Origin of the sequence: Streptococcus sp. k-163 (genome assembly GCF_013277555.1) — a bacterium.
Lineage (GTDB): Bacteria > Bacillota > Bacilli > Lactobacillales > Streptococcaceae > Streptococcus.
Genome location: NZ_VMND01000014.1, coordinates 81,349 through 102,998, shown reverse-complemented (window position 1 = coordinate 102,998; position 21,650 = coordinate 81,349). Strand labels below are relative to the sequence as shown.

Sequence of the window (21,650 nt, the reverse complement as noted above, 5' to 3'; positions counted from 1 at the left end):
AAAAGATAAAAAAGCGAAAGTTATCCACAAGTTATTTTATTTTCTTTTTGATGGATTCAATTTCTAAACGTAAATTATCGTCTTCATCAATCAAAGATTTAATTTTTGCATGGGCGTGAATGACTGTTGTATGATCTTTTCCACCAAATTCTTTCCCAATTTTTGGAAGACTATTATCTGTTAGTTCTCTAGATAAATACATGGCTACTTGACGGGCTAAAACAATATTTTGAAGGCGTCTGCTTCCCTTCATTTCTTTGACACTAACTCCATAGAAGTTACCAACTTCATTTTGGATTTTGTCAATTGGGATGACGAGGATTTGGCTAACATCTTGTTTACGAGCTCTAATAGCTTCTGCAGCAATATCAATAGTGATATCCTTGATTTTCTTTACTCTGGCAATTAAAGTGATGTCGTTGATGGCTCCCTCAAGATCTCGAACATTTGAATCAAATTGCCCAGCTAGGTATTCTAGAGTATCACTTTGGAAATTGTAGCCTAAATGTTCCGTTTTACTTTGTAAAATGGCAATACGTGTTTCAAAGTCAGGGGGTGTGATAGTTTGTGTTAATCCCCAACTAAAGCGCGTGACAAGCCTTTCCTCGAGCCCTTCTAGATGTTTTGGACTTCGATCACTCGTTAGGACAATCTGTTTTTGCTTGTCGTGCAGTGCATTAAAGGTATTGAAAAATTCTTCTTGTGTTGCAACTTTTTTACCACTTAGAGATTGTATATCATCAATCAATAAAAGATCAAGGCTACGATAGGTCTTTTTAAACTTTTCCATCTCCCCAAGTCTTAGGTGATCAAGAAAGTCATTAATAAAGCTTTCAGCAGGGATATATTTAACACGCGCATTTGGAATATTTTTTAGAATTTCATTTCCAATAGCGTTTAACAGGTGAGTCTTACCAAGCCCAGGTCCTCCATAGATAAAAAGAGGATTATAGGTCAAGGCCAAATCTTCAGAGACAGCCAAAGCGGCTGATACTGCCCAAACATTTCCATCCCCTTGAATAAAATTATCAAAGGTATACTTTTCTTTTAATCCAGTATCTGAATAAGGAATAGATGCTAACTTTGGACTATAGTCATAAAGAGTTGAATTTGTAGCTTTTTCAACTTGTGAGATAGTCGTATCTTGAGGTTTGGTGAAAATATAGTGGGGAGTAATCTCAGCATCATAAATTTCAAATCCAGCAACGACAATAATATCTTTTAGTTGTTTTTCCCAGACCATTTCCATTTCAGATCGTGGTAAAAATATAGTAGCAACATTTTCCTCTACCTTGATGAGTTCAGCTTGAATAGCATAGAAATCATACATGGATCGAGTCAGTCTTTCTTGAGCAAATTCTAATATACGATTCCAAAATTGTTTTTCTTTCAATCCTTTCTCCTCCTTTACTATTTAAAAGTTTAATGCTAGATTTATTTTACCACATATAGAAAGAATTTTCCACAAGCTGTGAAAAATAATCCACAATGTTACCAATCTTTATCCACAGGTTGGGGATAAAGGTAAAAACTTTTGATTTATTAAGCTTTTTATTGTAAAAAATAGTGGATAATCTTGTGGAATAAAAAAATAAAAGAACAGCCTTATTTCAGGCTGTTGATAATTCTACTGTATTCTTCTTGATTTGAGAAAGCAATAATGATTTTTCCACTATCTTTTTTAGACAGTTTGATTTCAATATCTAATCCGATTAGTTTTTTTAACTGTTCCTCTTCATTTTGTATGAAATAATCATTTTTTTGCTGTTTCTTTTGTTTTTTCTCTGTCAGAAGAGTTTCTAACTTTCTTACAGAAATGTCTTCCTCTATGATTCGTTGAAAGAAATAGTCTTGTTGTTCCTTATTCAACCCAACTAGCGAACGTGCATGTGCTTGTGATAGTTTGCCATTTTCTACTTCTGAGAGGATCTGTTCTGGCAAGGAAAGCAAGCGAATAGAGTTGCTGATATAAGGACGAGACTTTCCCATTTTATCTGCAATTTCAGCATGGGTAAATCCTTTCTCTACGAGAGATTCATAGGCGCGTGCTTCTTCTATTGGATTTAAATTTTCTCTTTGCAAATTTTCAATGATGGACTGGACTATCATTTCTTGGTCTGAAAGCTGTTTAACAACAGCGGGGATAGACGTTAGACCAGCTAAAAGTGAAGCTCTATAGCGTCTCTCTCCTGCAAGGATTTCATAACCAATTACAGGAGATTGACGAACAATAATCGGTTGAATGACCCCATTTTCTTTAATAGACTGTGCTAGTTCATCTAGTTTTTCTCTATCAAATTCTTTTCGAGGTTGATAGGGATTTTTTTGTATATCCGTGATAGAAATTATTTCAAATTTTTCCATGATTCTACACTAACACATCTTTTCTTTTATGTAAAGCTTTCTTTACATAGATGTCAATTAAGATTCTAAATCACCTGAACTCTTGTCAAGTTTAATAGATGTAGTTTCTTCTTTACCGTTACGATAATAAGTTATTTTAATGGTGTCTCCAATAGAATGATTGTAAAGAGCACTTTGTAAGTCTGTTGATGAAGCAATCTCTTTGTCATCTACTTTTGTAATAACATCGTATTTTACAAGGTGACCATTGGCGGGCATATTACTTTGTACAGAACGAACAACTACACCAGATGTTACATTGCTTGGAATATTCAGTCTTCTAATATCACTTGTATTAATATTTGAGAGATTGACCATTTGAATGCCCAAAGCTGGACGAGTCACTTTTCCGTTCTTTTCTAATTGTTCAATGATATTGATAGCATCATTTGTAGGAATTGCGAAACCAAGACCTTCTACAGATGTTCCTCCATTTGTGGCAATTTTACTTGAGGTAATTCCGATAACCTGCCCTTGAATATTGACTAATGGGCCACCAGAGTTACCTGGGTTAATAGCAGTATCAGTTTGGATAGCTTTTGTAGAAATAGCTTGTCCATCTTCAGATTTTAAAGATACATTTCGATTAAGACTAGATACGATACCTTGAGTGACAGTATTTGCATATTCAGAACCTAACGGGCTACCAATGGCAATAGCAGTTTCTCCTACGGTTAACTTGCTAGAATCACCAAACTCAGCTACTGTTGTCACTTTTTCTGAAGAGATTTTGACGACAGCAATATCAGAGAAAGTGTCAGCTCCGACGATTTCTCCAGGTACTTTAGTTCCATCTGACAAACGAATATCTACTTTGCTGGCACCATTTATAACGTGATTGTTGGTGACGATGTAAGCTTCTTTATCATTCTTTTTATAAATAACTCCAGATCCTTCACTAGAGATTTGCTGAGAATCTGTATCAGTCTCATCATTGCCAAATACGCTATTTTGTCTGTTGGCTGAATAAGTAATAACAGAAACAACAGCATCTTTTACTTTATTAACAGCCTGTGTTGTTGAATTTTCGTTCTTATAGGCAGTTTGTGTAATAGTACTATTGTTGTTAGAGTTACTTACACCACTTTTTTGAGTTAGTTGAGCTATTGAAAAACTACCCAAGGCTCCACTAAAAAAGCTAATGACGATAACGACTAATAATTGAAACCCTTTTTTGTAAAATGTTTTTAAATGTTTCATATTTGCCTCCATATTTTTAAATTACTGAAAGTATAAACTGACTAGCTTAATTATAACTTAAACACAAAAGTTTTTCACAGATTGTGGATAACTTTCTAAAATCTGTGGTTTTCTCGGCTAAAATTAACCTTTTATTTTGTGAATAAGATGTGAAAAAATAGAGAATATGTTAGAATAGAGTCATGAAAATTAAAGTTGTAACAGTTGGGAAACTGAAAGAAAAGTATTTAAAAGATGGTATCGCGGAGTATTTAAAACGAATTTCTCGATTTGCTAAACTTGAAATGATTGAGCTAGCAGATGAAAAAACACCAGATAAGGCCAGTGAGTCAGAAAATCAAAAGATTTTAGAAATAGAAGGTCAGAGAATTTTATCAAAAGTTGGTGACCGTGATTTCGTTATTGTCTTGGCTATAGAAGGGAAAACTTTCTCCTCGGAAGAATTTAGTAAACAGTTAGAAGAAGCTTCTATAAAAGGATTTTCTACTCTTACCTTTATTATTGGGGGGAGTTTAGGATTAGCACAGGATGTAAAAAAGAGAGCTAATCTTTCTGTCAGTTTTGGCCGTCTAACTTTACCCCATCAGTTAATGAGACTAGTCCTTGTTGAACAAATCTATCGCGCTTTTACGATTCAGCAGGGCTCGCCCTATCATAAATAGAAAATTGACTTTTAATTGAATTTTTGGTAGAATGATTGTGTTAGGTCTCATAGCTCAGCTGGATAGAGCATTCGCCTTCTAAGCGAACGGTCGCAGGTTCGAATCCTGCTGGGATCAATATAGTAGTAAAGCTGGGAATTTTCCCGGCTTTTTTCTTAAAAAAGTACACTTGGGGAGAAAAAAATGACAGTTGAGAGAATTTTATCTAAAACGAAATTCCATTTTGTATAATGGTTTTTGTAAGTTAGCTTACAAGAAAAAAACATTTTAGGAGATTTTATTATGAAAAACACAGTTAAATTGGAACAGTTTGTAGCCTTGAAGGAAAAAGACTTGCAAAAAATTCAAGGTGGGGAGATGAGGAGAATAGATAAAATGTTCATTAATTTTCTTAAAAGAAGATAAGGGAGTGTCAGAATGAATTTTTTCTTAGTAGTAGATTTTATATTATATTTTTTTATTATTAGTCATAGTTACAGTTTAATTTGCAAAGGTAAAATAAAAACAAAGGAACTATACGTTTTTGGTGCTTATACATTACTAGTAGAAATAGTACTTAGCCTTCCCTTTTATCTTCTACATTTAGATGAATTAGGGATTGTAACATTTTTATTTCCTTTGATGCTATATTCCTATTTTAAATGGATTAAACAGTATGAGAGGGATAGAGGACTATTCCTAAGTTTACTACTATCTCTTTTATATGAGAGCACTCATACCTTTCTGTCTGTAATTTTTTCCTCTATAACAGGAGACAATTTTGTTTTACAATATTATGACCTATTCTTTTTAGTTGTAACGGTGTTGACTTATGTCGTTATCGTAACAATCATTCGTTATTTCCATTTAGAACTAAACTATTTTGATAAGGACTATCTCTATCCTTTCTTGAAAAAAGTATTTTTTGCCTTACTACTGCTCCATATTGTATCTTTCGTTTCAGATATGGTAAGTACGATTAAACATTTGAATAGTTTTGGAAGTATTTTATCATCTATTGTTTTTATCTCGTTACTTTTGACCTTCTTTGCAATGAATTCTCATAAAGTTCAAATGGAGAAAGAGATTGCTTTGAAGCAGAAGAAATTTGAACAGAAACATTTACAAAACTACACAGATGAAATTGTCGGACTGTATAATGAAATCCGTGGTTTTCGACATGACTATGCTGGAATGCTTGTCAGCATGCAGATAGCAATTGACAGTGGTGATTTACAGGAAATTGACAGAGTTTACAATGAAGTTTTGGTCAAAGCTAATTACAAACTGCGTTCAGATAAATACACTTATTTTGATTTGAACAACATAGAAGATTCAGCTTTACGAAGTTTGGTTGCTCAGTCCATTGTCTATGCTCGAAATAATGGTGTAGAGTTTACACTGGAAGTAAAAGATACGATTACCACGCTCCAAATTGAACTATTGGATTTAGTTCGTATCATGAGCGTCTTATTGAACAATGCTGTTGAAGGATCAGCTGATAGCTATAAAAAACAAATGGAAGTAGCAGTTATTAAGATGGAAACTGAAACAGTTATTGTGATTCAGAATTCATGTAAAATGACGATGACTCCTTCAGGAGATCTATTTGCATTAGGATTCTCTACTAAGGGAAGAAACCGCGGAGTCGGCCTAAATAATGTGAAAGAACTACTAGATAAGTACAACAATATTATTTTAGAAACAGAGATGGAAGGCAGTACATTTAGACAAATTATTAGATTTAAGAGGGAATTTGAATGAAAGTTTTAATTTTAGAGGATGTTATTGAACATCAAGTGAGACTAGAGAGAATATTGGATGAAATTTCGAAAGAATCGAATATTCCAATATCATACAAGACAACGGGAAAAGTCCGTGAATTTGAAGAATACATTGAAAATGATGAAGTAAATCAGCTTTATTTCCTAGATATTGATATTCATGGAATTGAGAAAAAAGGATTTGAGGTTGCTCAACTCATTCGTCATTACAATCCTTACGCTATTATCGTCTTTATCACCAGTCGATCAGAGTTTGCGACTCTGACCTATAAATACCAGGTATCAGCCCTAGATTTTGTTGATAAGGATATCAACGATGAGATGTTTAAGAAGCGAATTGAGCAAAATATCTTCTACACAAAGAGTATGTTACTTGAAAATGAAGATGTTGTAGATTATTTTGACTACAATTACAAGGGAAATGATTTAAAAATTCCTTACCATGATATTCTGTATATTGAAACGACAGGGGTCTCTCATAAATTGCGCATTATTGGTAAGAATTTTGCCAAAGAATTTTACGGTACCATGACAGATATTCAGGAAAAGGATAAACATACCCAACGATTTTATTCTCCTCATAAGTCATTTTTGGTAAATATAGGCAATATTAGAGAAATTGATCGAAAAAACCTGGAAATTGTTTTCTATGAAGACCATCGCTGTCCTATTTCAAGGTTAAAAATTAGAAAATTAAAAGATATTCTAGAGAAAAAATCTAAAAAGTGATTGACAATTAGTAAGAAATTGATATAATGGTTATATCTGCTACAGATAGAAGGTCCGTTGGTCAAGGGGTTAAGACACCGCCTTTTCACGGCGGTAACACGGGTTCGAATCCCGTACGGACTATTTTATCCGCCATAGCTCAGTTGGTAGTAGCGCATGACTGTTAATCATGATGTCGTAGGTTCGAGTCCTACTGGCGGAGTATAGATAAAAGGGAACACAACTGTGTTCCCTTTTTGTATCAATTTGTATCACCAAGCATCTTCATAAGGAAGTCTGTTATTTCTTGAGGACTTTCTTTTTTTCCATGTGCAATCCAAGTTTGGCAGACACCAAAAAGTGCATGAGTTAGATAGATGCTACTATATTCTAATTCAGTGGTATTGAGATTCAGTTGCATAAATCGCTTTTGTAAATCTGTACTTAGCATGATATGAAGTTTATTTCGTAAGAAATTTTGGATTTCTTTAGTCCCATTTTCAGAAAGAAGGGCAGCTAGAAGTGGTTCTGACTCTAGATATTCAAATACTTCTAGAATAGCAGCTCTTTTTTGATGAGCATGTTTTTGAAAAATATATTCAAATGTATGAAATAGTTTGCTTTGATAGTGCTCAATCATATCATACTTATCCTTATAGTGAGTATAGAAGCTGGAACGACTAATTCCGGCTTTTTCTGCTAAATTGACAGTAGAAATTTGATCAAATGGCTGTTCCATTAGTAATTGTACCATAGCATTTTCAATAGTTCGCTTTGTTTTTAATCGTTTATTACTTTCTTGCATACTTCCTCCTTGTAAACAAATTAGACTATATGTCTAAAAATGGATTTTTTATCTTGTAATTTAGATTTTTTAATGTATAATCTATTATATCAAAATTTTAGACAATATGTTTAAAAAAGGAGGAACTATGTTTAAAGAATGGAAAGCAATTTTTAAAAAACCAACCTTTATTATTGTCATGATAGGGATTTCTCTTATTCCCGCTCTGTACAATATCATATTTTTATCATCAATGTGGGATCCATATGGTCAATTGTCTGACTTACCTGTGGCAGTTGTCAATAATGATAAAGAGGCTTCCTATAATGATAATACTATGGCAATAGGAAAACACATGGTGTCCAATTTAAAAGAAAATAAAACCTTAGATTTTCATTTTGTAGATGAGGAGGAAGGAAAGAAGGGATTGGAAGATGGCGATTACTATATGGTAGTAACTTTACCAAGTGATTTATCTGAAAAAGCATCTTCTATTTTAACGGATCATCCAGAGCAAATGCAAATCGATTATCAGACTTCAAGTGGTCATAGCTTTATTGCAAGCAAGATGAGTGATTCTGCAATGACACAATTAAAGCAGAGTGTTTCTACCAATGTAACCGAGACCTATACCAAAGCTTTATTTAACAAAATGATCGATTTAAAGGATGGTATGAGTCAAGCAGCTTCTGGTAGTGAAAAATTAACTGATGGAGCGAATCAGTTAGTGGCAGGAAGTCAAACATTAACTACCAACCTACACTCTTTAGCAGATTCAAGTTTAACATTTTCAAATGGAACGGAACAGTTTACTAAAGGATTATCCTCTTATGTATCTGGTGTTGAACAACTTCATCTTGGCTTAGGGAATTTTAATAGTGGTTTAGTTACATATACTGGTGCAGTGAGTCAATTAGATAGCGGATTAGGTCAATTATCTTCTAAAAGTCCTGAATTAGTAGGAAGAATCAATCAACTATATACTGGTGTAGAATCCTATACTGGCGGTGTTTCTCAGCTTAATGCTGGTCTTAATCAATTTTCATCTGGTATTGGTGCTTATACAAACGGAGTGGGAAATCTTGCAATAGGTGCTAATCAGTTATCTAATCAATCAGCTACACTTCGAATGGGGGTGGGGCAATTAAGTGAAGGGATTCAACAACTTTCTAGCAAGTTAGATGCTTCGTCTGGGAAAAAAGATCAAATTAATCAATTATCTTCTGGTCTGAATCAGTTAAATCAATCCATTCAAAATATTGATGTTGAAGATACAAAACAATTAGATGCTGTTTTATCAAGTATAGTATCTCTTTCTAATCAAATGTTAGCAAGTGCTCGGTCTGAAAAAGCAACTACATTAGCCAATATTCAATCGACAGCAGCTTATCAATCATTGACAAGTGAGCAACAAGCTGAAATAAGTGCTTCTGTATCTCAAAATTCGACTGATAGTATTCAATCAGCTCAGTCAATTATAGCTTTAGTACAAGGTTTACAGGGAAGTTTGGAAAACTTACAAAATCAATCTTCAAATCTTTCGACATTAAAAAATCAAGCTAATCAAGTATTACCGCTTGCTTCTACTTCTTTGACAGGATTGTCAAGTGGATTAACAGAGATACAAGGAGCTGTTACTAGCAAATTAGTTCCTGCCAGTCAGTCGATTACATCGGGTGTAAATGCATATACTGCAGGTGTTGATAAAGTTTCTCAAGGCGCAAGTCAACTAAGTGAAAAGAATTCCACCTTGACAGGTAGTTTGGATCAACTAGTTTCAGGCTCAACTACCTTGACACAAAAATCTTCTAACTTGACAGCAGGAGTTAGTCAATTAGTTGAAAAAACTCCAGAATTAGTGTCTGGTATTGAAAAATTATCAACTGGCTCTAACCAATTGAATCAAAAGAGTCAAGAATTAATGGCAGGAGTTGATAAATTACAATCAGGATCTGATCAATTAGCAGACAAATCCAGTCAGTTAATTTCAGGTGCTTCTCAATTAGAAAGTGGAGCTAATAAATTGGCAGATGGAACTGGGAAACTAGCAGAAGGTGGAACAAAGTTAACTTCTGGATTGGAAGGTTTACAGACAGGAGTTGTTTCTTTAAGACAAGGATTAGGTAATGCTAGTGATCAACTCAAGTCAGCATCGACAGAATCTAAAAATGCAGAGATTTTGTCAAATCCTCTCAGTCTCTCCAAAACTGACAATGACCAAGTTCCTGTAAATGGAATTGCAATGGCTCCTTATATGATATCAGTTGCTCTCTTTGTTGCAGCAATATCAACGAATATGATCTTTGCGAAGCTGCCTTCAGGACGTCATCCAGAGAGTCGTTGGGCTTGGTTGAAATCTCGAGCAGAAATAAATGGTATTATAGCTGTTTTAGCAGGAATTTTGGTATATGGAGGAGTTCATCTTATTGGTCTAACGGCTAATCATGAAATGAGAACATTTATTCTCATTATCCTAACAAGTTTAGTATTCATGTCCATGGTGACCGCTTTAACAACATGGAATAGCCGTATAGGAGCTTTCTTTTCTCTTATTTTGCTTTTATTACAGTTAGCATCAAGTGCAGGTACTTACCCACTTGCTTTGACAAATGATTTCTTTAGATCCATTAATCCTTGGTTACCAATGAGTTATTCAGTTTCGGGATTACGACAAACAATCTCTATGACAGGAAATATTCATCATCAAGTCATTTTCCTTGCCGTTATATTAGTACTATTTATTTGTTTAGGTATGCTAGCCTATCAACCTAAGAAAATGAAAGAAGATTAAAAAAAATCGACCGCTTAACTGGTCGATTTTTTTATGTCTTAGATGATTTTCGTTTGTGATTATAGATTCCAAATAGTAAAAGAGAAGTAAAGGAACAGATTGCTCCAGTAATAAAACCATTGGGAATGAAGGAAAGTGTAATAGTTCCTTTTCCCTTAGGGATGTCAACTTTCATAAAGCCAGTTTGAGCTTGTTTAATTTCTATTTTCTTACCATCTTGGTAGGCAGACCAACCTTTGTCATAAGGAATGGTAAAGAAAATGGACGTATCTTGTTTGACATCATATGTAGTAAAAACCTTGTTTTTAGAAGTTGATACTGTTACAGGTTGCTCTTTGATTTTTTGAATAGCCTCAGTTAAAGTTTGGGTATCTAAACGGTAGAAGGTAGGAGATTCAAATGATACTTGTGAATTTCCAGGGAAACTAACATTAATATTGAAAGTTTTTTTCTCTTTTGTATAGCCTAGATTAAAGAAGGAGAAAACATTATCAGTTGTAAAAATTTTCTTCTCTCCGTTGACAAGAATGTCAATCTTCTTTTGTTTATCATTAGAAAAGTGAAGGTTTGTGAAAGAAAGATAAACTTGACTGTTTTCTGGTACTTCAATTTGATACTGGATTGCTGCATCCTCATTTGAAGAACTTGTGATACTAATCAAATCATTAGTATTTTCTATTTTTTCCGTTTTTTCATAGGGTATTGGAGAAAAATAATCAAAATTGACGTTAGCAAGTTGATTTAAAAACGAGGCCTGATTATCCAAGGTATGTTCATTGAACTTGACATCATTGTAAACAGATTGACTAGCAAATGCAATCGGAAGAGAGTATTGATTTTCATATAGGGTAAGATTATCTTTTTGATAGATATCTTTAAAACCATACTTAGTAATAGGACTGTCTGAGATATTGTACTGGATACCAAATAAACTATCAGCCAAAATACTATTATTGGCATAACGGAGATTTAGATTAGTCCCAGAGGATTTAAACCCAAGTTTATCCAAAGTAGAGCTTGCTGAACGATTTCGAACAGATGAAAATTGAGAGATTCCATTGTAGTTGAATTTCATACTGTCATTTCCTGTTTGAGTTTGTAGTTTTTCAGTACGAGTAAATTGATTTCCAATATATGTTGAGAAAGATTCCATAGCTGGGATATCTCGATTATATGAACTTCGAGAAGCAAAACCCCATTCTTTAGCAATTCCGTCCATTTGAGATGAAGCATTTAAACTCATTTCAACCATTATAAATAAAGAGATTAGAATGGCAAATAGATTTACAGAGATAAACTTTTTGATAACTGCAAGGAGTAAAAGCGAATAGACAACCAAAAATTCAAGAGTAAGCAGAATATTCAAATCTGTTAAAAAAGAATAATGCGATTTTAGATAGATGGTAGCTAAAAATCCTGTTACTATAAAAAAAAGCGAAACTAAAAAATTCCAGATTTTAATTTCTTTCAGACGATTTAAGACTTCCGCTGCTGTGTAAATTAACAAGGTAGAGAAAATCCAAGCATAGCGATGTAAAAACATGTTTGGAGTATGCATGCCTTGCCAAAATAAATCAAGAACTTCAATATAAAAGCTGGCAATTAGAAATGCAAAGAAAATTGCATAGATAAGTTTCACGTGAAACTTAATAGATTTCAGCGTAAAAAATAAAATGGTCAAAATAAAGGGAAGTAGTCCAACAAAAATCATTGGGATAGCCCCATACTTTGTTGTGTCAAAGGAGCCAATGAATTGCTTAGCAAAGAGATCAAGGTACCAGCTATTTTCAGTTTGAAACTTTGTAACTTCAGTCAATTTTTCTCCATGTGTCTGTAAATCAAACAGAGTGGGAAGAGTCATAATCAAGCTAGCAATACCAGCTAAAAAGGAGGTGATTATGAAATCAAGAAAAGATGATTTTCGAGTCTTAAAGTCCCATGAAATTTGACAGAGATACCAGAAAATAAGAAATAAAGCTGTCATATAGCCAAAATAATAATTTTGAATAAACAAAATTGACAAACTTGTAAAGTACAATAGGAATTTATTTTCAGTGATAAGCAGGTGTAAACCAGTGATAATGAAAGGAATCAAAATAAAAACATCTAGCCAAGTTTTTATCTCTAGTTGACTGACAGAGAAACTCATCAGAGCATAGGAAGCAGATAAAGCCAGTTTTAAAAATTTTGGGATATCTTTAAATAATCTATTTAAACTAAAGAAGGTTGACAGACCAATCAATCCAAATTTTAAGAGAGTGGTCAGATAAACAGCATCTGGCATATTCGACAGATTAAAAAAGTAAACCAGAGGTGAAAGAAAGCTACCCAAGTAATAACTAGATAGAGCATAGAAATTCAGTCCGAGGCCACTTGTAAAGGTGTAAAACAAACTGCCATTTCCATGTAAAATATTTCGTAAAGCTACATCAAAAATAACGTATTGATGGAAACCGTCTCCTAATAGAGGAGATGTATCGCTATTCCAGTAGATACCTTGAGATAGGTATACTCCTGTCATAATGACTACAGGAATGATAAAAGAAACAAAATAGGCCCAATATGTTTTAAAAAATGATTTCATGTTACCTCGTAGAATGATATAAAACTCAGCTGGTTAATCCAACTGAGTTTTGAAGTTTTATTTAGTCTTTCCAAAGTTCTTTAACTTTTGCTTGTACTTCTGCATTTTCTAGGAATTCATCATAGGTTTCATCGATACGGTCAATGACGCCATTTTTAGACAAGACAATGATATGGTTAGCTAGAGTTTGAATAAACTCATGGTCATGGCTGGCAAAGATGATTGATTCTTTAAAGTTTTTCAATCCATCATTCAAGCTTGAGATAGATTCCAAGTCCAAGTGATTGGTTGGATCATCAAGTACAAGGACATTTGATTTTAAGAGCATGAGTTTTGAAAGCATGACACGAACTTTTTCTCCCCCTGACAAGACATTTACAGGTTTGTTAACTTCATCTCCAGAGAAGAGCATACGGCCGAGGAAGCCACGTAGGAAAGTATTGTCATCTTCTTCTTTACTTGCGAATTGACGCAACCAGTCAAGGATTGACTCTCCTCCTGCAAAATCTGCCGAGTTATCTTTTGGCAAGTAAGAACGGCTAGTAGTTACTCCCCACTTGACAGTTCCTTCATAGTCAATGTCCCCCATGATTGCACGAATCAAGGCAGTTGTTTGGATGTCATTTTGTCCAATGAGCGCTGTCTTATCACCTGGACGCAAGATGAAGCTAATGTTATCAAGAATAGTTTCACCGTCAATCTTGACAGATAGATTTTCTACTGTCAAGAGATCATTACCAATTTCACGTTCAGCTTTAAAGTTGATAAATGGGTATTTACGGCTAGATGGAATGATTTCTTCTAAGACAATCTTATCAAGCATCTTTTTACGGGAAGTTGCTTGTTTAGATTTAGATGCGTTAGCAGAGAAGCGAGCAACGAATTCTTGGAGTTGCTTAATTTTTTCTTCCGCCTTAGCATTACGGTCTGCTAGCAATTTAGCAGCGAGTTCAGAAGATTCCTTCCAGAAGTCGTAGTTTCCGACATAGAGTTTGATTTTTCCAAAGTCAAGGTCGGCCATGTGAGTACATACTTTGTTTAAGAAGTGACGGTCGTGGGATACTACGATAACGGTGTTATCAAAGTCAATCAAGAAGTCTTCTAACCAAGTAATAGATTGGATGTCTAAACCGTTGGTAGGCTCGTCCAAGAGAAGAACATCTGGTTTACCAAAAAGTGCTTTGGCGAGGAGAACCTTTACTTTCTCACCGTTGGCCAATTCGCTCATATTTTGGTAGTGTAATTCTTCTGGAATGTTTAGGTTTTGAAGGAGTTGAGAGGCTTCACTCTCTGCCTCCCAACCTCCAAGTTCGGCAAACTCTCCTTCAAGTTCGGCAGCACGGACGCCATCCTCATCTGAGAAATCTTCCTTCATGTAGATAGCATCTTTCTCTTTCATGATGCTATAAAGTTTTTCATTTCCCATGATAACGACGTCAATTGCACGTTCGTCTTCATAGTCAAAGTGATTTTGACGAAGAACAGAGAGACGTTCATCTGGACCAAGAGAGATGTGACCAGTAGTAGGTTCGATATCTCCAGCTAAAATTTTTAAAAAGGTTGATTTTCCGGCACCATTAGCACCGATTAATCCATAAGTATTTCCTTCTGTAAATTTGATATTGACATCATCAAAAAGTTTACGATCACTAAAACGTAGTGAAACATCAGATACTGTAAGCAATGTTTTTCTCCTATATGTGTAATATATTTATTCTACTAGAAAATATAGAAATATTCAAATTTTTATGTGTCAATTTTGTGTAAATTAGATTTACAGTATACTTTACATAAAGTCGGAAATAGCAAGGTTGATTTATTTTGATAAATTGCGGTTATTTCATTAAAAAAATGCTATAATTGAAGGGACCATATCGAAGGAGAATAAAATGACTAAACCCATTATTTTAACAGGAGACCGTCCAACAGGAAAATTGCATATTGGACATTATGTTGGAAGTCTCAAAAATCGAGTATTATTACAGGAAGAGGATAAGTATGATATGTTTGTGTTCTTGGCTGACCAACAAGCTTTGACAGATCATGCTAAAGAACCTCAAACAATTGTAGAGTCTATCGGAAATGTTGCTTTGGATTATCTTGCAGTTGGATTGGATCCAAGTAAGTCAACTATCTTTATTCAAAGTCAGATTCCAGAGTTGGCTGAACTATCTATGTACTATATGAATCTAGTTTCATTAGCACGTTTGGAGCGCAATCCAACTGTCAAGACAGAGATTGCTCAAAAAGGATTTGGAGAAAGTATTCCGACAGGATTTTTGGTCTATCCAATCGCTCAAGCAGCTGACATTACAGCTTTCAAGGCTAACTATGTTCCTGTTGGGACAGATCAGAAACCAATGATTGAGCAAACTCGTGAAATTGTTCGTTCTTTTAACAATGCATATAACTGTGATGTCTTGGTAGAGCCGGAAGGTATTTATCCAGAAAATGAGAGAGCAGGTCGTTTACCTGGTTTAGATGGAAATGCTAAAATGTCTAAATCACTCAATAACGGTATTTATTTAGCTGATGATGCGGATACTTTGCGTAAAAAAGTAATGAGTATGTATACAGATCCAGATCATATCCGCGTTGAGGATCCAGGTAAAATTGAAGGAAATATGGTTTTCCATTATCTAGATGTTTTTGGTCGTCCAGAAGATGCTCAAGAAATTGCTGAAATGAAAGAACATTATCAACGAGGTGGTCTTGGTGATGTGAAGACCAAGCGTTATCTACTTGAAATATTAGAACGTGAACTGGGTCCTGTTCGTGAGCGCCGTATCGAATTTGCTAAGGATATGGGAGAAGTTTATAATATGCTTCAAAAAGGTAGTGAAAGAGCGCGTGAAGTTGCAGGTCAAACTCTATCTGAAGTTAAAGGAGCAATGGGACTTCATTACTTTAACTAAGTTTATTTTACAAGAAACTATCATTTCTATCTCAAAGAAAAGATAGTTTTTTTATTTACTCCTGTAACATTTGACAAATTTTTATAGAATGGTATGATAGATACAATATAAAAAGAGTCAAGCTCAAAAAGAAAGAAAAGAGGAAACTTCGAATGTCTAATTGGGACACTAAATTTTTGAAAAAAGGTTTTACCTTTGATGATGTATTGCTTATTCCAGCTGAAAGTCATGTGTTGCCTAACGATGCAGATTTAACAACTAAATTGGCAGATAATTTGACTTTAAATATCCCAATTATTACCGCTGCTATGGACACAGTAACAGAGAGTCAAATGGCTATTGCTATTGCTCGTGCAGGTGGTCTCGGAGTTATCCATAAAAACATGTCAATTGCTCAACAAGCAGATGAGGTTCGCAAGGTAAAACGTTCTGAAAATGGGGTTATTATTGATCCGTTCTTCTTGACGCCTGAACATACAATTGCTGAAGCAGATGAGCTTATGGGTCGTTACCGCATCAGTGGTGTTCCAGTTGTTGAAACACTGGAAAATCGTAAATTGGTTGGTATTTTGACAAACCGAGATCTTCGTTTTATTTCAGATTATAACCAACCAATCTCAAACCATATGACTAGTGAAAATCTTGTGACTGCTCCTGTGGGTACAGATCTTGCAATAGCTGAGAGCATTCTTCAAGAACACCGTATTGAAAAACTTCCGTTGGTAGATGAAGAAGGTCGTCTTTCTGGTTTGATTACTATTAAAGATATTGAAAAAGTTATTGAGTTTCCAAATGCGGCGAAAGATGAATTTGGTCGTCTTCTAGTTGCAGGTGCAGTAGGTGTTACTTCAGATACATTTGAACGTGCAGAGGCTCTTTTTGAAGCAGGAGCAGATGCGATTGTTATTGATACTGCGCATGGTCATTCTGCTGGGGTTCTACGTAAAATTGCTGAGATTCGTGCTCATTTCCCAGATCGTACATTGATTGCTGGAAATATTGCTACTGCTGAAGGTGCACGTGCCCTTTATGAAGCAGGTGTAGACGTTGTCAAGGTTGGTATTGGACCAGGTTCAATCTGTACAACTCGTGTGATTGCTGGTGTTGGTGTTCCGCAAGTAACAGCTATCTACGATGCTGCAGCTGTTGCGCGTGAATATGGTAAAACGATCATTGCTGACGGTGGAATCAAGTATTCTGGAGATATTGTAAAAGCCCTTGCTGCAGGTGGAAATGCAGTTATGCTTGGATCAATGTTTGCTGGAACTGATGAAGCTCCAGGCGAAACTGAAATCTTCCAAGGACGTAAGTTTAAGACTTACCGTGGTATGGGATCAATTGCTGCTATGAAGAAAGGTTCAAGCGATCGTTACTTCCAAGGTTCTGTCAATGAAGCAAACAAACTTGTTCCAGAAGGAATTGAAGGTCGTGTTGCTTATAAAGGAGCGGCAGCTGATATTGTTTTCCAAATGATTGGTGGTATTCGCTCTGGTATGGGTTACTGTGGTGCAGCTAACCTTAAAGAGTTGCATGATAATGCTCAGTTTATTGAAATGTCTGGTGCTGGTTTGAAAGAAAGCCATCCTCATGATGTACAAATTACTAATGAAGCACCAAATTATTCTATGTAAAAAAACAATGAAAAGAACTCCAGTAAAAACAGGAGTTCTTTTACAATATTGTCAACTTTCATTTACAGCAACTTTACCATCCTGAATAGTAAATATACTTAGATTTTCTGGCAGATTTTGAAGATGATCTAAGCTTGTTGTTGTGATAAAGGTTTGAATTGAATGTGAAATCGTTTCTAATAATTTTAGTTGTCTAGTGTTGTCAAGTTCGCTCATAACATCGTCAAGCAGTAATATTGGAGACTCTGTAGTAATACTTTCCATTAATTCGATTTCTGCTAATTTTATCGAGAGGACGAGACTACGATGTTGACCTTGACTTCCAAAACTAGCATCCATCCCATTTATATAAAAAGAAATATCATCTCGATGAGGCCCAATACCAGTATTCTTTTTAAATAAATCTCTAGACCTGCTTTTTTCTAAAGCAATTTTGAAAGATTCTGATAAGTCTTCTTTGTCAGTTATCTTGACAGAAGATTGATAGGATATTGACAGCTCTTCAATCTGATTAGAAAGTTCAAAATGTTTCTTACGCCCAAATGCTTCTAGTTTTTTTATGAAATCTAAGCGGTGATTCATTACACGACATCCATAATCGACTAGCTGATCATCTAAGACTGAAAGGAAGGTTTCATCTATTGTTTGAGCTGATTTTAAATAGGTATTTCTTTGCTTAAGGATATGGTTATAATTGGTTAAGTCAGATAAATAGATTGGCTTAATTTGTCCAAGCTCCATATCAATAAATTTTCGTCGAATCGAAGGTGCTCCTTTAATTAGTTGTAAATCTTCCGGAGCAAATAAGACAACATTCATGTGTCCTACGTAATCTGAAAGTCGTGCCTGCTTTAAGTGATTCACTTTTGTCACACGTCCTTTTTGTGTTAGTTCGATTTCGAGAGGAATAGATCCAGTTTTTTTCTGAACAAGACCTGAAAGATGGAGTTGTTCCTCATCAAAATGAATGAGATTTTTATCTGTTCGAGTTCGATGACTACGTGTTAAGGCTAAAAAATAGATAGCCTCTAACATATTTGTTTTACCTTGTGCATTGCGTCCTAAAAAGACATTTAATTTAGGATTAAAGTCTATTTTCGTCTCTTTATAGTTACGAAAAGTTTTGAGAGATAGATGTTGTAGCCACATGATTATCTACCAGGGAATCGCGGAGCTTGTTTGCTTTTGGGTGAAGAAGTAGGTTTTGATTTATCTTTTTTTACTCCCTTATTCATCTCCTTAACAAGCTTAGCGATTCGTTCTTTTTCAACTTTATCAGCTTGGTATTCCTCTTGCTCCTCAGAAGTAGGTTGTGTCAACAAGATGTCAATATTCATGTCAGGGATGTCAACTTTATCGCCAATACGAAGTTTTTTACCACGACGACTCTCTAATTCCCCATTAAAGTAAACAGAATGTTCAGAGAGAAATGATTTGATAGCTCCTCCGCTATGTGTAATTCCAAGTTCTTTGAGTAGTGCTTGGAGGGTAATAAATTCTTCAAATAGTTTGTATTCCATAATTCACCTCAATCTTTGGTATTATACCATATTTTCCTAAAAATAGTGAGAGAAACAGGGAGAAATGTAAGCGATTTTTATTTCAAAAGTGTTACAGAGAACAAGAAAATTTCAGCTTTTCGTGATATAATAGAAGTCTGTATATAAGGAGGTAAATCATGGAGTTAGTGCATGGAATTTCAACACATTTTATCCAATCAAAAAAGTTTAAAACGAACAAAATCACCGTGCGTTTTACCGCTCCATTATCTCTTGATACGATTGCAGGTCGCATGTTGAGTGCGAGTATGCTAGAGACTGCTAATCAGATGTACCCCACTTCTCAAGATTTGAGAAAACATTTGGCCAGTCTATACGGTACAGATATGTCAACCAATTGTTTCAGAAGAGGGCAAAGTCACATTGTAGAATTGACATTTGCCTATGTTCGTGATGAGTTTTTAAGTAGGAAAAATGTGCTAACTTCTCAGGTTTTAGAACTTGTAAAAGAAACTCTTTTTTCACCCGTAGTAGTTGATAATGGGTTTGATTCGGCCTTATTTGAAATTGAGAAAAAACAATTGCTAGCAAGTTTAGTAGCTGATATGGATGATTCGTTTTATTTTGCACATAAAGAATTGGATAAATTATTTTTTTATGATGAACGTCTCCAATTGGAATATAATGATTTACGAAATCGTATTTTAGCTGAAACTCCACAAAGTTCTTATTCTTGTTTCCAAGAATTTTTGGCCAATGATCGAATAGATTTCTTTTTCCTAGGTGATTTTAATGAGGTTGAAATTCAAAATGTATTAGAATCATTTGGCTTTAAAGGTCGAAAAGGAGATGTGAAGGTTCAGTATTGTCAACCTTATTCCAATATCCTTCAGGAAGGTATGGTTCGGAAAAATGTGGGACAATCCATTTTGGAATTAGGTTATCATTGCCCTTCTGAATATGGTGATGAGCAACATTTACCCATGATTGTAATGAATGGTTTACTTGGTGGATTTGCTCACTCTAAACTATTTACAAATGTCCGTGAAAATGCTGGATTGGCTTATACTATTTCAAGTCAGCTCGATTTGTTTAGTGGATTCTTGAGGATGTATGCTGGTATCAATCGAGAAAATCGGAACCAGGCTCGTAAAATGATGAATAATCAACTGATCGATTTAAAAAAAGGATATTTTACAGAGCTTGAGCTAGAGCAGACCAAGGAAATGATTCGTCGGTCTTTGTTACTTTCTCAAGATAATCAATCTTCATTGATTGAACGTGCTTATCAAAATTCTTTACTTGGGAAATCTTCAGCAGACTTTAAAACTTGGATTGAAAAGCTCGAGCAAGTTGACAAAGATGATATTTGTAGAGCAGCTAATAATGTGAAATTACAGGCGATTTACTTTATGGAAGGAATAGAATGACAAAGGTTGTTTTTGAAGAAAAATACTATCCAGCTGTAAAAGAAATGGTTTATCGAACTCGTTTATCAAATGGATTGACAGTTGCTCTTTTGCCTAAAAAAGAATTTAAAGAGGTTTACGGGAGTGTAACTATACAGTTTGGTTCGGTAGATACGCTTGTCACAGAAGTTGACGGAGATGTAAAAAGCTATCCTGCAGGAATTGCTCATTTTCTTGAACATAAATTGTTTGAGAGAAAAGATTCTAGCGATTTGCTGTCGGCTTTTACGAGTCTAGGTGCAGATAGTAATGCCTTTACAAGCTTTACAAAAACAAACTATCTTTTTTCAGCAACGGATCATTTTTTAGAAAATTTAGAGTTACTTGATGAATTGGTAACATCAGCACACTTTACTGAAGATTCCGTTTTAAGAGAGCAGAATATTATCCAGCAAGAACGAGAAATGTATCAAGATGATCCAGATTCGTGTTTATTCTTTTCAACTTTAGCGAATTTGTATCCTAGCACACCTTTAGCAACTGATATTGTTGGAAGTGAGGAGTCCATTTCCCAAATCAATCTAACTAATTTGCAAGAAAATTTTACAAGGTTTTACAAACCTGTAAACATGTCTCTGTTTTTAGTTGGTAATTTTGATGTGGAGCGAGTTCAGGACTACTTTGAAAGAAAAGAACTAAAAGTTTTAGATGTTCAGGAAGTAGTAAGAGAAAAATTTGTTTTACAAGATGTACAGCAAACAGACAGTATGAGAATGGATGTATCTTCTCCCAAACTAGCGATTGGGATTAGAGGTAATCGAGAAGTTGCTGATGCGGAATGTTATCGACATAATATTTTATTAAAATTATTGTTTGCAATGATGTTTGGTTGGACTTCGGATCGTTTTCAAAAATTATATGAATCAGGTAAAATTGACGCATCCTTATCTCTTGAAATTGAAGTAACAAGTCGCTTTCATTTTGTCATGTTGACAATGGATACAAAAGAGCCAGTTGCTTTATCTCATCAATTTAGGAAGGCCATTCGTAATTTTACAAAGGATTTAGATATTACAGAGGATCATTTAGATATTATCAAAAGAGAGATGTTTGGAGAAATTTTCAGTAGCATGAACTCTCTTGAATTTATTGCAACGCAATATGATGTTTTTGAACATGGTGAGACAATTTTTGATTTACCAAAGATTTTACAGGAAATTACTTTAGAGGATGTCCTTGAAGCAGGGCATCACTTAATAGATGAAGGGGATATAGTTGATTTTACAATATTCCCATCGTAG

Annotated in this window: 17 protein-coding genes and 3 tRNA genes; 12 read left to right on the top strand and 8 right to left on the bottom strand. The window is 34.7% G+C overall.

Features of this window, described 5'->3' with window-relative positions; genetic code table 11:
• Nucleotides 1-31: 31 nt before the first annotated feature.
• The 3 genes from dnaA to HT731_RS05945 form a co-directional block, all read right to left on the bottom strand.
• A complete protein-coding gene (gene dnaA, locus HT731_RS05955; protein WP_061759647.1) occupies nucleotides 32-1,393 on the bottom strand; it encodes a chromosomal replication initiator protein DnaA in 1,362 nt (453 codons plus the stop codon).
• Nucleotides 1,394-1,605: 212 nt separating this feature from the next.
• Nucleotides 1,606-2,364 (bottom strand): ParB/RepB/Spo0J family partition protein, encoded by a 759-nt coding sequence (locus HT731_RS05950; protein WP_033679431.1) that lies wholly within the window; start codon nucleotides 2,362-2,364, stop codon nucleotides 1,606-1,608.
• Between the two features lie 57 nt (nucleotides 2,365-2,421).
• Entirely contained in the window at nucleotides 2,422-3,603 is a 1,182-nt protein-coding gene (locus HT731_RS05945; protein WP_173278090.1) for a S1C family serine protease, read from the bottom strand.
• 182 nt (nucleotides 3,604-3,785) lie between these two features.
• Here HT731_RS05945 and rlmH point away from each other — a divergent pair, with 182 nt between their 5' ends.
• From rlmH to HT731_RS05910, 7 genes are all read left to right on the top strand, one after another.
• Nucleotides 3,786-4,265: a 23S rRNA (pseudouridine(1915)-N(3))-methyltransferase RlmH gene (rlmH, locus tag HT731_RS05940; protein ID WP_173278088.1), complete on the top strand. Its 480-nt coding sequence runs from the start codon at nucleotides 3,786-3,788 to the stop codon at nucleotides 4,263-4,265.
• A 43-nt stretch (nucleotides 4,266-4,308) separates the two neighbouring features.
• Nucleotides 4,309-4,382: transfer RNA gene (locus HT731_RS05935), tRNA-Arg, on the top strand.
• 165 nt (nucleotides 4,383-4,547) lie between these two features.
• Nucleotides 4,548-4,670, top strand: a complete 123-nt coding sequence (gene comC / locus HT731_RS05930; RefSeq protein ID WP_033684573.1) for a competence-stimulating peptide ComC — start codon at nucleotides 4,548-4,550, stop codon at nucleotides 4,668-4,670.
• A gap of 12 nt (nucleotides 4,671-4,682) precedes the next feature.
• Nucleotides 4,683-6,008 carry a competence system sensor histidine kinase ComD gene (comD, locus tag HT731_RS05925; RefSeq protein WP_173278086.1) on the top strand — a complete coding sequence of 442 codons (1,326 nt, stop codon included), beginning with the start codon at nucleotides 4,683-4,685 and terminating at the stop codon, nucleotides 6,006-6,008.
• On the top strand, nucleotides 6,005-6,757 hold the full coding sequence (comE, locus tag HT731_RS05920; protein ID WP_000866064.1) for a competence system response regulator transcription factor ComE: 753 nt from the start codon (nucleotides 6,005-6,007) through the stop codon (nucleotides 6,755-6,757). The genes comD and comE overlap by 4 nt, the downstream gene beginning before the upstream one ends.
• 51 nt (nucleotides 6,758-6,808) lie before the next feature.
• Nucleotides 6,809-6,880: transfer RNA gene (locus HT731_RS05915), tRNA-Glu, on the top strand.
• Nucleotides 6,881-6,885: 5 nt separating this feature from the next.
• Nucleotides 6,886-6,959: transfer RNA gene (locus HT731_RS05910), tRNA-Asn, on the top strand.
• 39 nt (nucleotides 6,960-6,998) lie between these two features.
• Here the strand turns inward: HT731_RS05910 and HT731_RS05905 are convergent.
• Nucleotides 6,999-7,541 carry a TetR-like C-terminal domain-containing protein gene (locus HT731_RS05905; RefSeq protein WP_173278084.1) on the bottom strand — a complete coding sequence of 181 codons (543 nt, stop codon included), beginning with the start codon at nucleotides 7,539-7,541 and terminating at the stop codon, nucleotides 6,999-7,001.
• Between the two features lie 127 nt (nucleotides 7,542-7,668).
• Between HT731_RS05905 and HT731_RS05900 the strand changes: the two genes are divergently transcribed.
• Complete coding sequence (locus HT731_RS05900) at nucleotides 7,669-10,311, top strand: YhgE/Pip domain-containing protein (protein ID WP_173278082.1); 2,643 nt, start codon at nucleotides 7,669-7,671, stop codon at nucleotides 10,309-10,311.
• A gap of 31 nt (nucleotides 10,312-10,342) precedes the next feature.
• Here HT731_RS05900 and HT731_RS05895 read toward each other — a convergent pair whose 3' ends face one another.
• Nucleotides 10,343-12,895, bottom strand: coding sequence for a YfhO family protein (locus HT731_RS05895; RefSeq protein WP_173278080.1), 2,553 nt, complete (start codon nucleotides 12,893-12,895; stop codon nucleotides 10,343-10,345).
• A gap of 61 nt (nucleotides 12,896-12,956) precedes the next feature.
• The gene (locus HT731_RS05890; protein WP_173262594.1) at nucleotides 12,957-14,579 is read right to left on the bottom strand and encodes an ATP-binding cassette domain-containing protein; all 1,623 of its coding nucleotides are present in this window, start codon (nucleotides 14,577-14,579) and stop codon (nucleotides 12,957-12,959) included.
• 205 nt (nucleotides 14,580-14,784) lie between these two features.
• Between HT731_RS05890 and trpS the strand changes: the two genes are divergently transcribed.
• Together trpS and guaB are read left to right on the top strand one after the other, a co-directional pair.
• Nucleotides 14,785-15,810 carry a tryptophan--tRNA ligase gene (gene trpS, locus HT731_RS05885; protein WP_173278078.1) on the top strand — a complete coding sequence of 342 codons (1,026 nt, stop codon included), beginning with the start codon at nucleotides 14,785-14,787 and terminating at the stop codon, nucleotides 15,808-15,810.
• A 152-nt stretch (nucleotides 15,811-15,962) separates the two neighbouring features.
• Nucleotides 15,963-17,441 (top strand): IMP dehydrogenase, encoded by a 1,479-nt coding sequence (gene guaB / locus HT731_RS05880; protein ID WP_000073402.1) that lies wholly within the window; start codon nucleotides 15,963-15,965, stop codon nucleotides 17,439-17,441.
• A gap of 51 nt (nucleotides 17,442-17,492) precedes the next feature.
• Here the strand turns inward: guaB and recF are convergent, their stop codons facing one another.
• Nucleotides 17,493-18,590 (bottom strand): DNA replication/repair protein RecF, encoded by a 1,098-nt coding sequence (gene recF / locus HT731_RS05875; protein WP_173278076.1) that lies wholly within the window; start codon nucleotides 18,588-18,590, stop codon nucleotides 17,493-17,495.
• A gap of 2 nt (nucleotides 18,591-18,592) precedes the next feature.
• Entirely contained in the window at nucleotides 18,593-18,961 is a 369-nt protein-coding gene (gene yaaA / locus HT731_RS05870) for a S4 domain-containing protein YaaA (protein ID WP_049487626.1), read from the bottom strand.
• Nucleotides 18,962-19,119: 158 nt separating this feature from the next.
• Here yaaA and HT731_RS05865 point away from each other — a divergent pair, with 158 nt between their 5' ends.
• Together HT731_RS05865 and HT731_RS05860 are read left to right on the top strand one after the other, a co-directional pair.
• Nucleotides 19,120-20,370 (top strand): pitrilysin family protein, encoded by a 1,251-nt coding sequence (locus HT731_RS05865; protein ID WP_173278074.1) that lies wholly within the window; start codon nucleotides 19,120-19,122, stop codon nucleotides 20,368-20,370.
• Nucleotides 20,367-21,650 (top strand): pitrilysin family protein, encoded by a 1,284-nt coding sequence (locus tag HT731_RS05860; RefSeq protein WP_173278072.1) that lies wholly within the window; start codon nucleotides 20,367-20,369, stop codon nucleotides 21,648-21,650. Before HT731_RS05865 ends, HT731_RS05860 begins: the two co-directional genes overlap by 4 nt.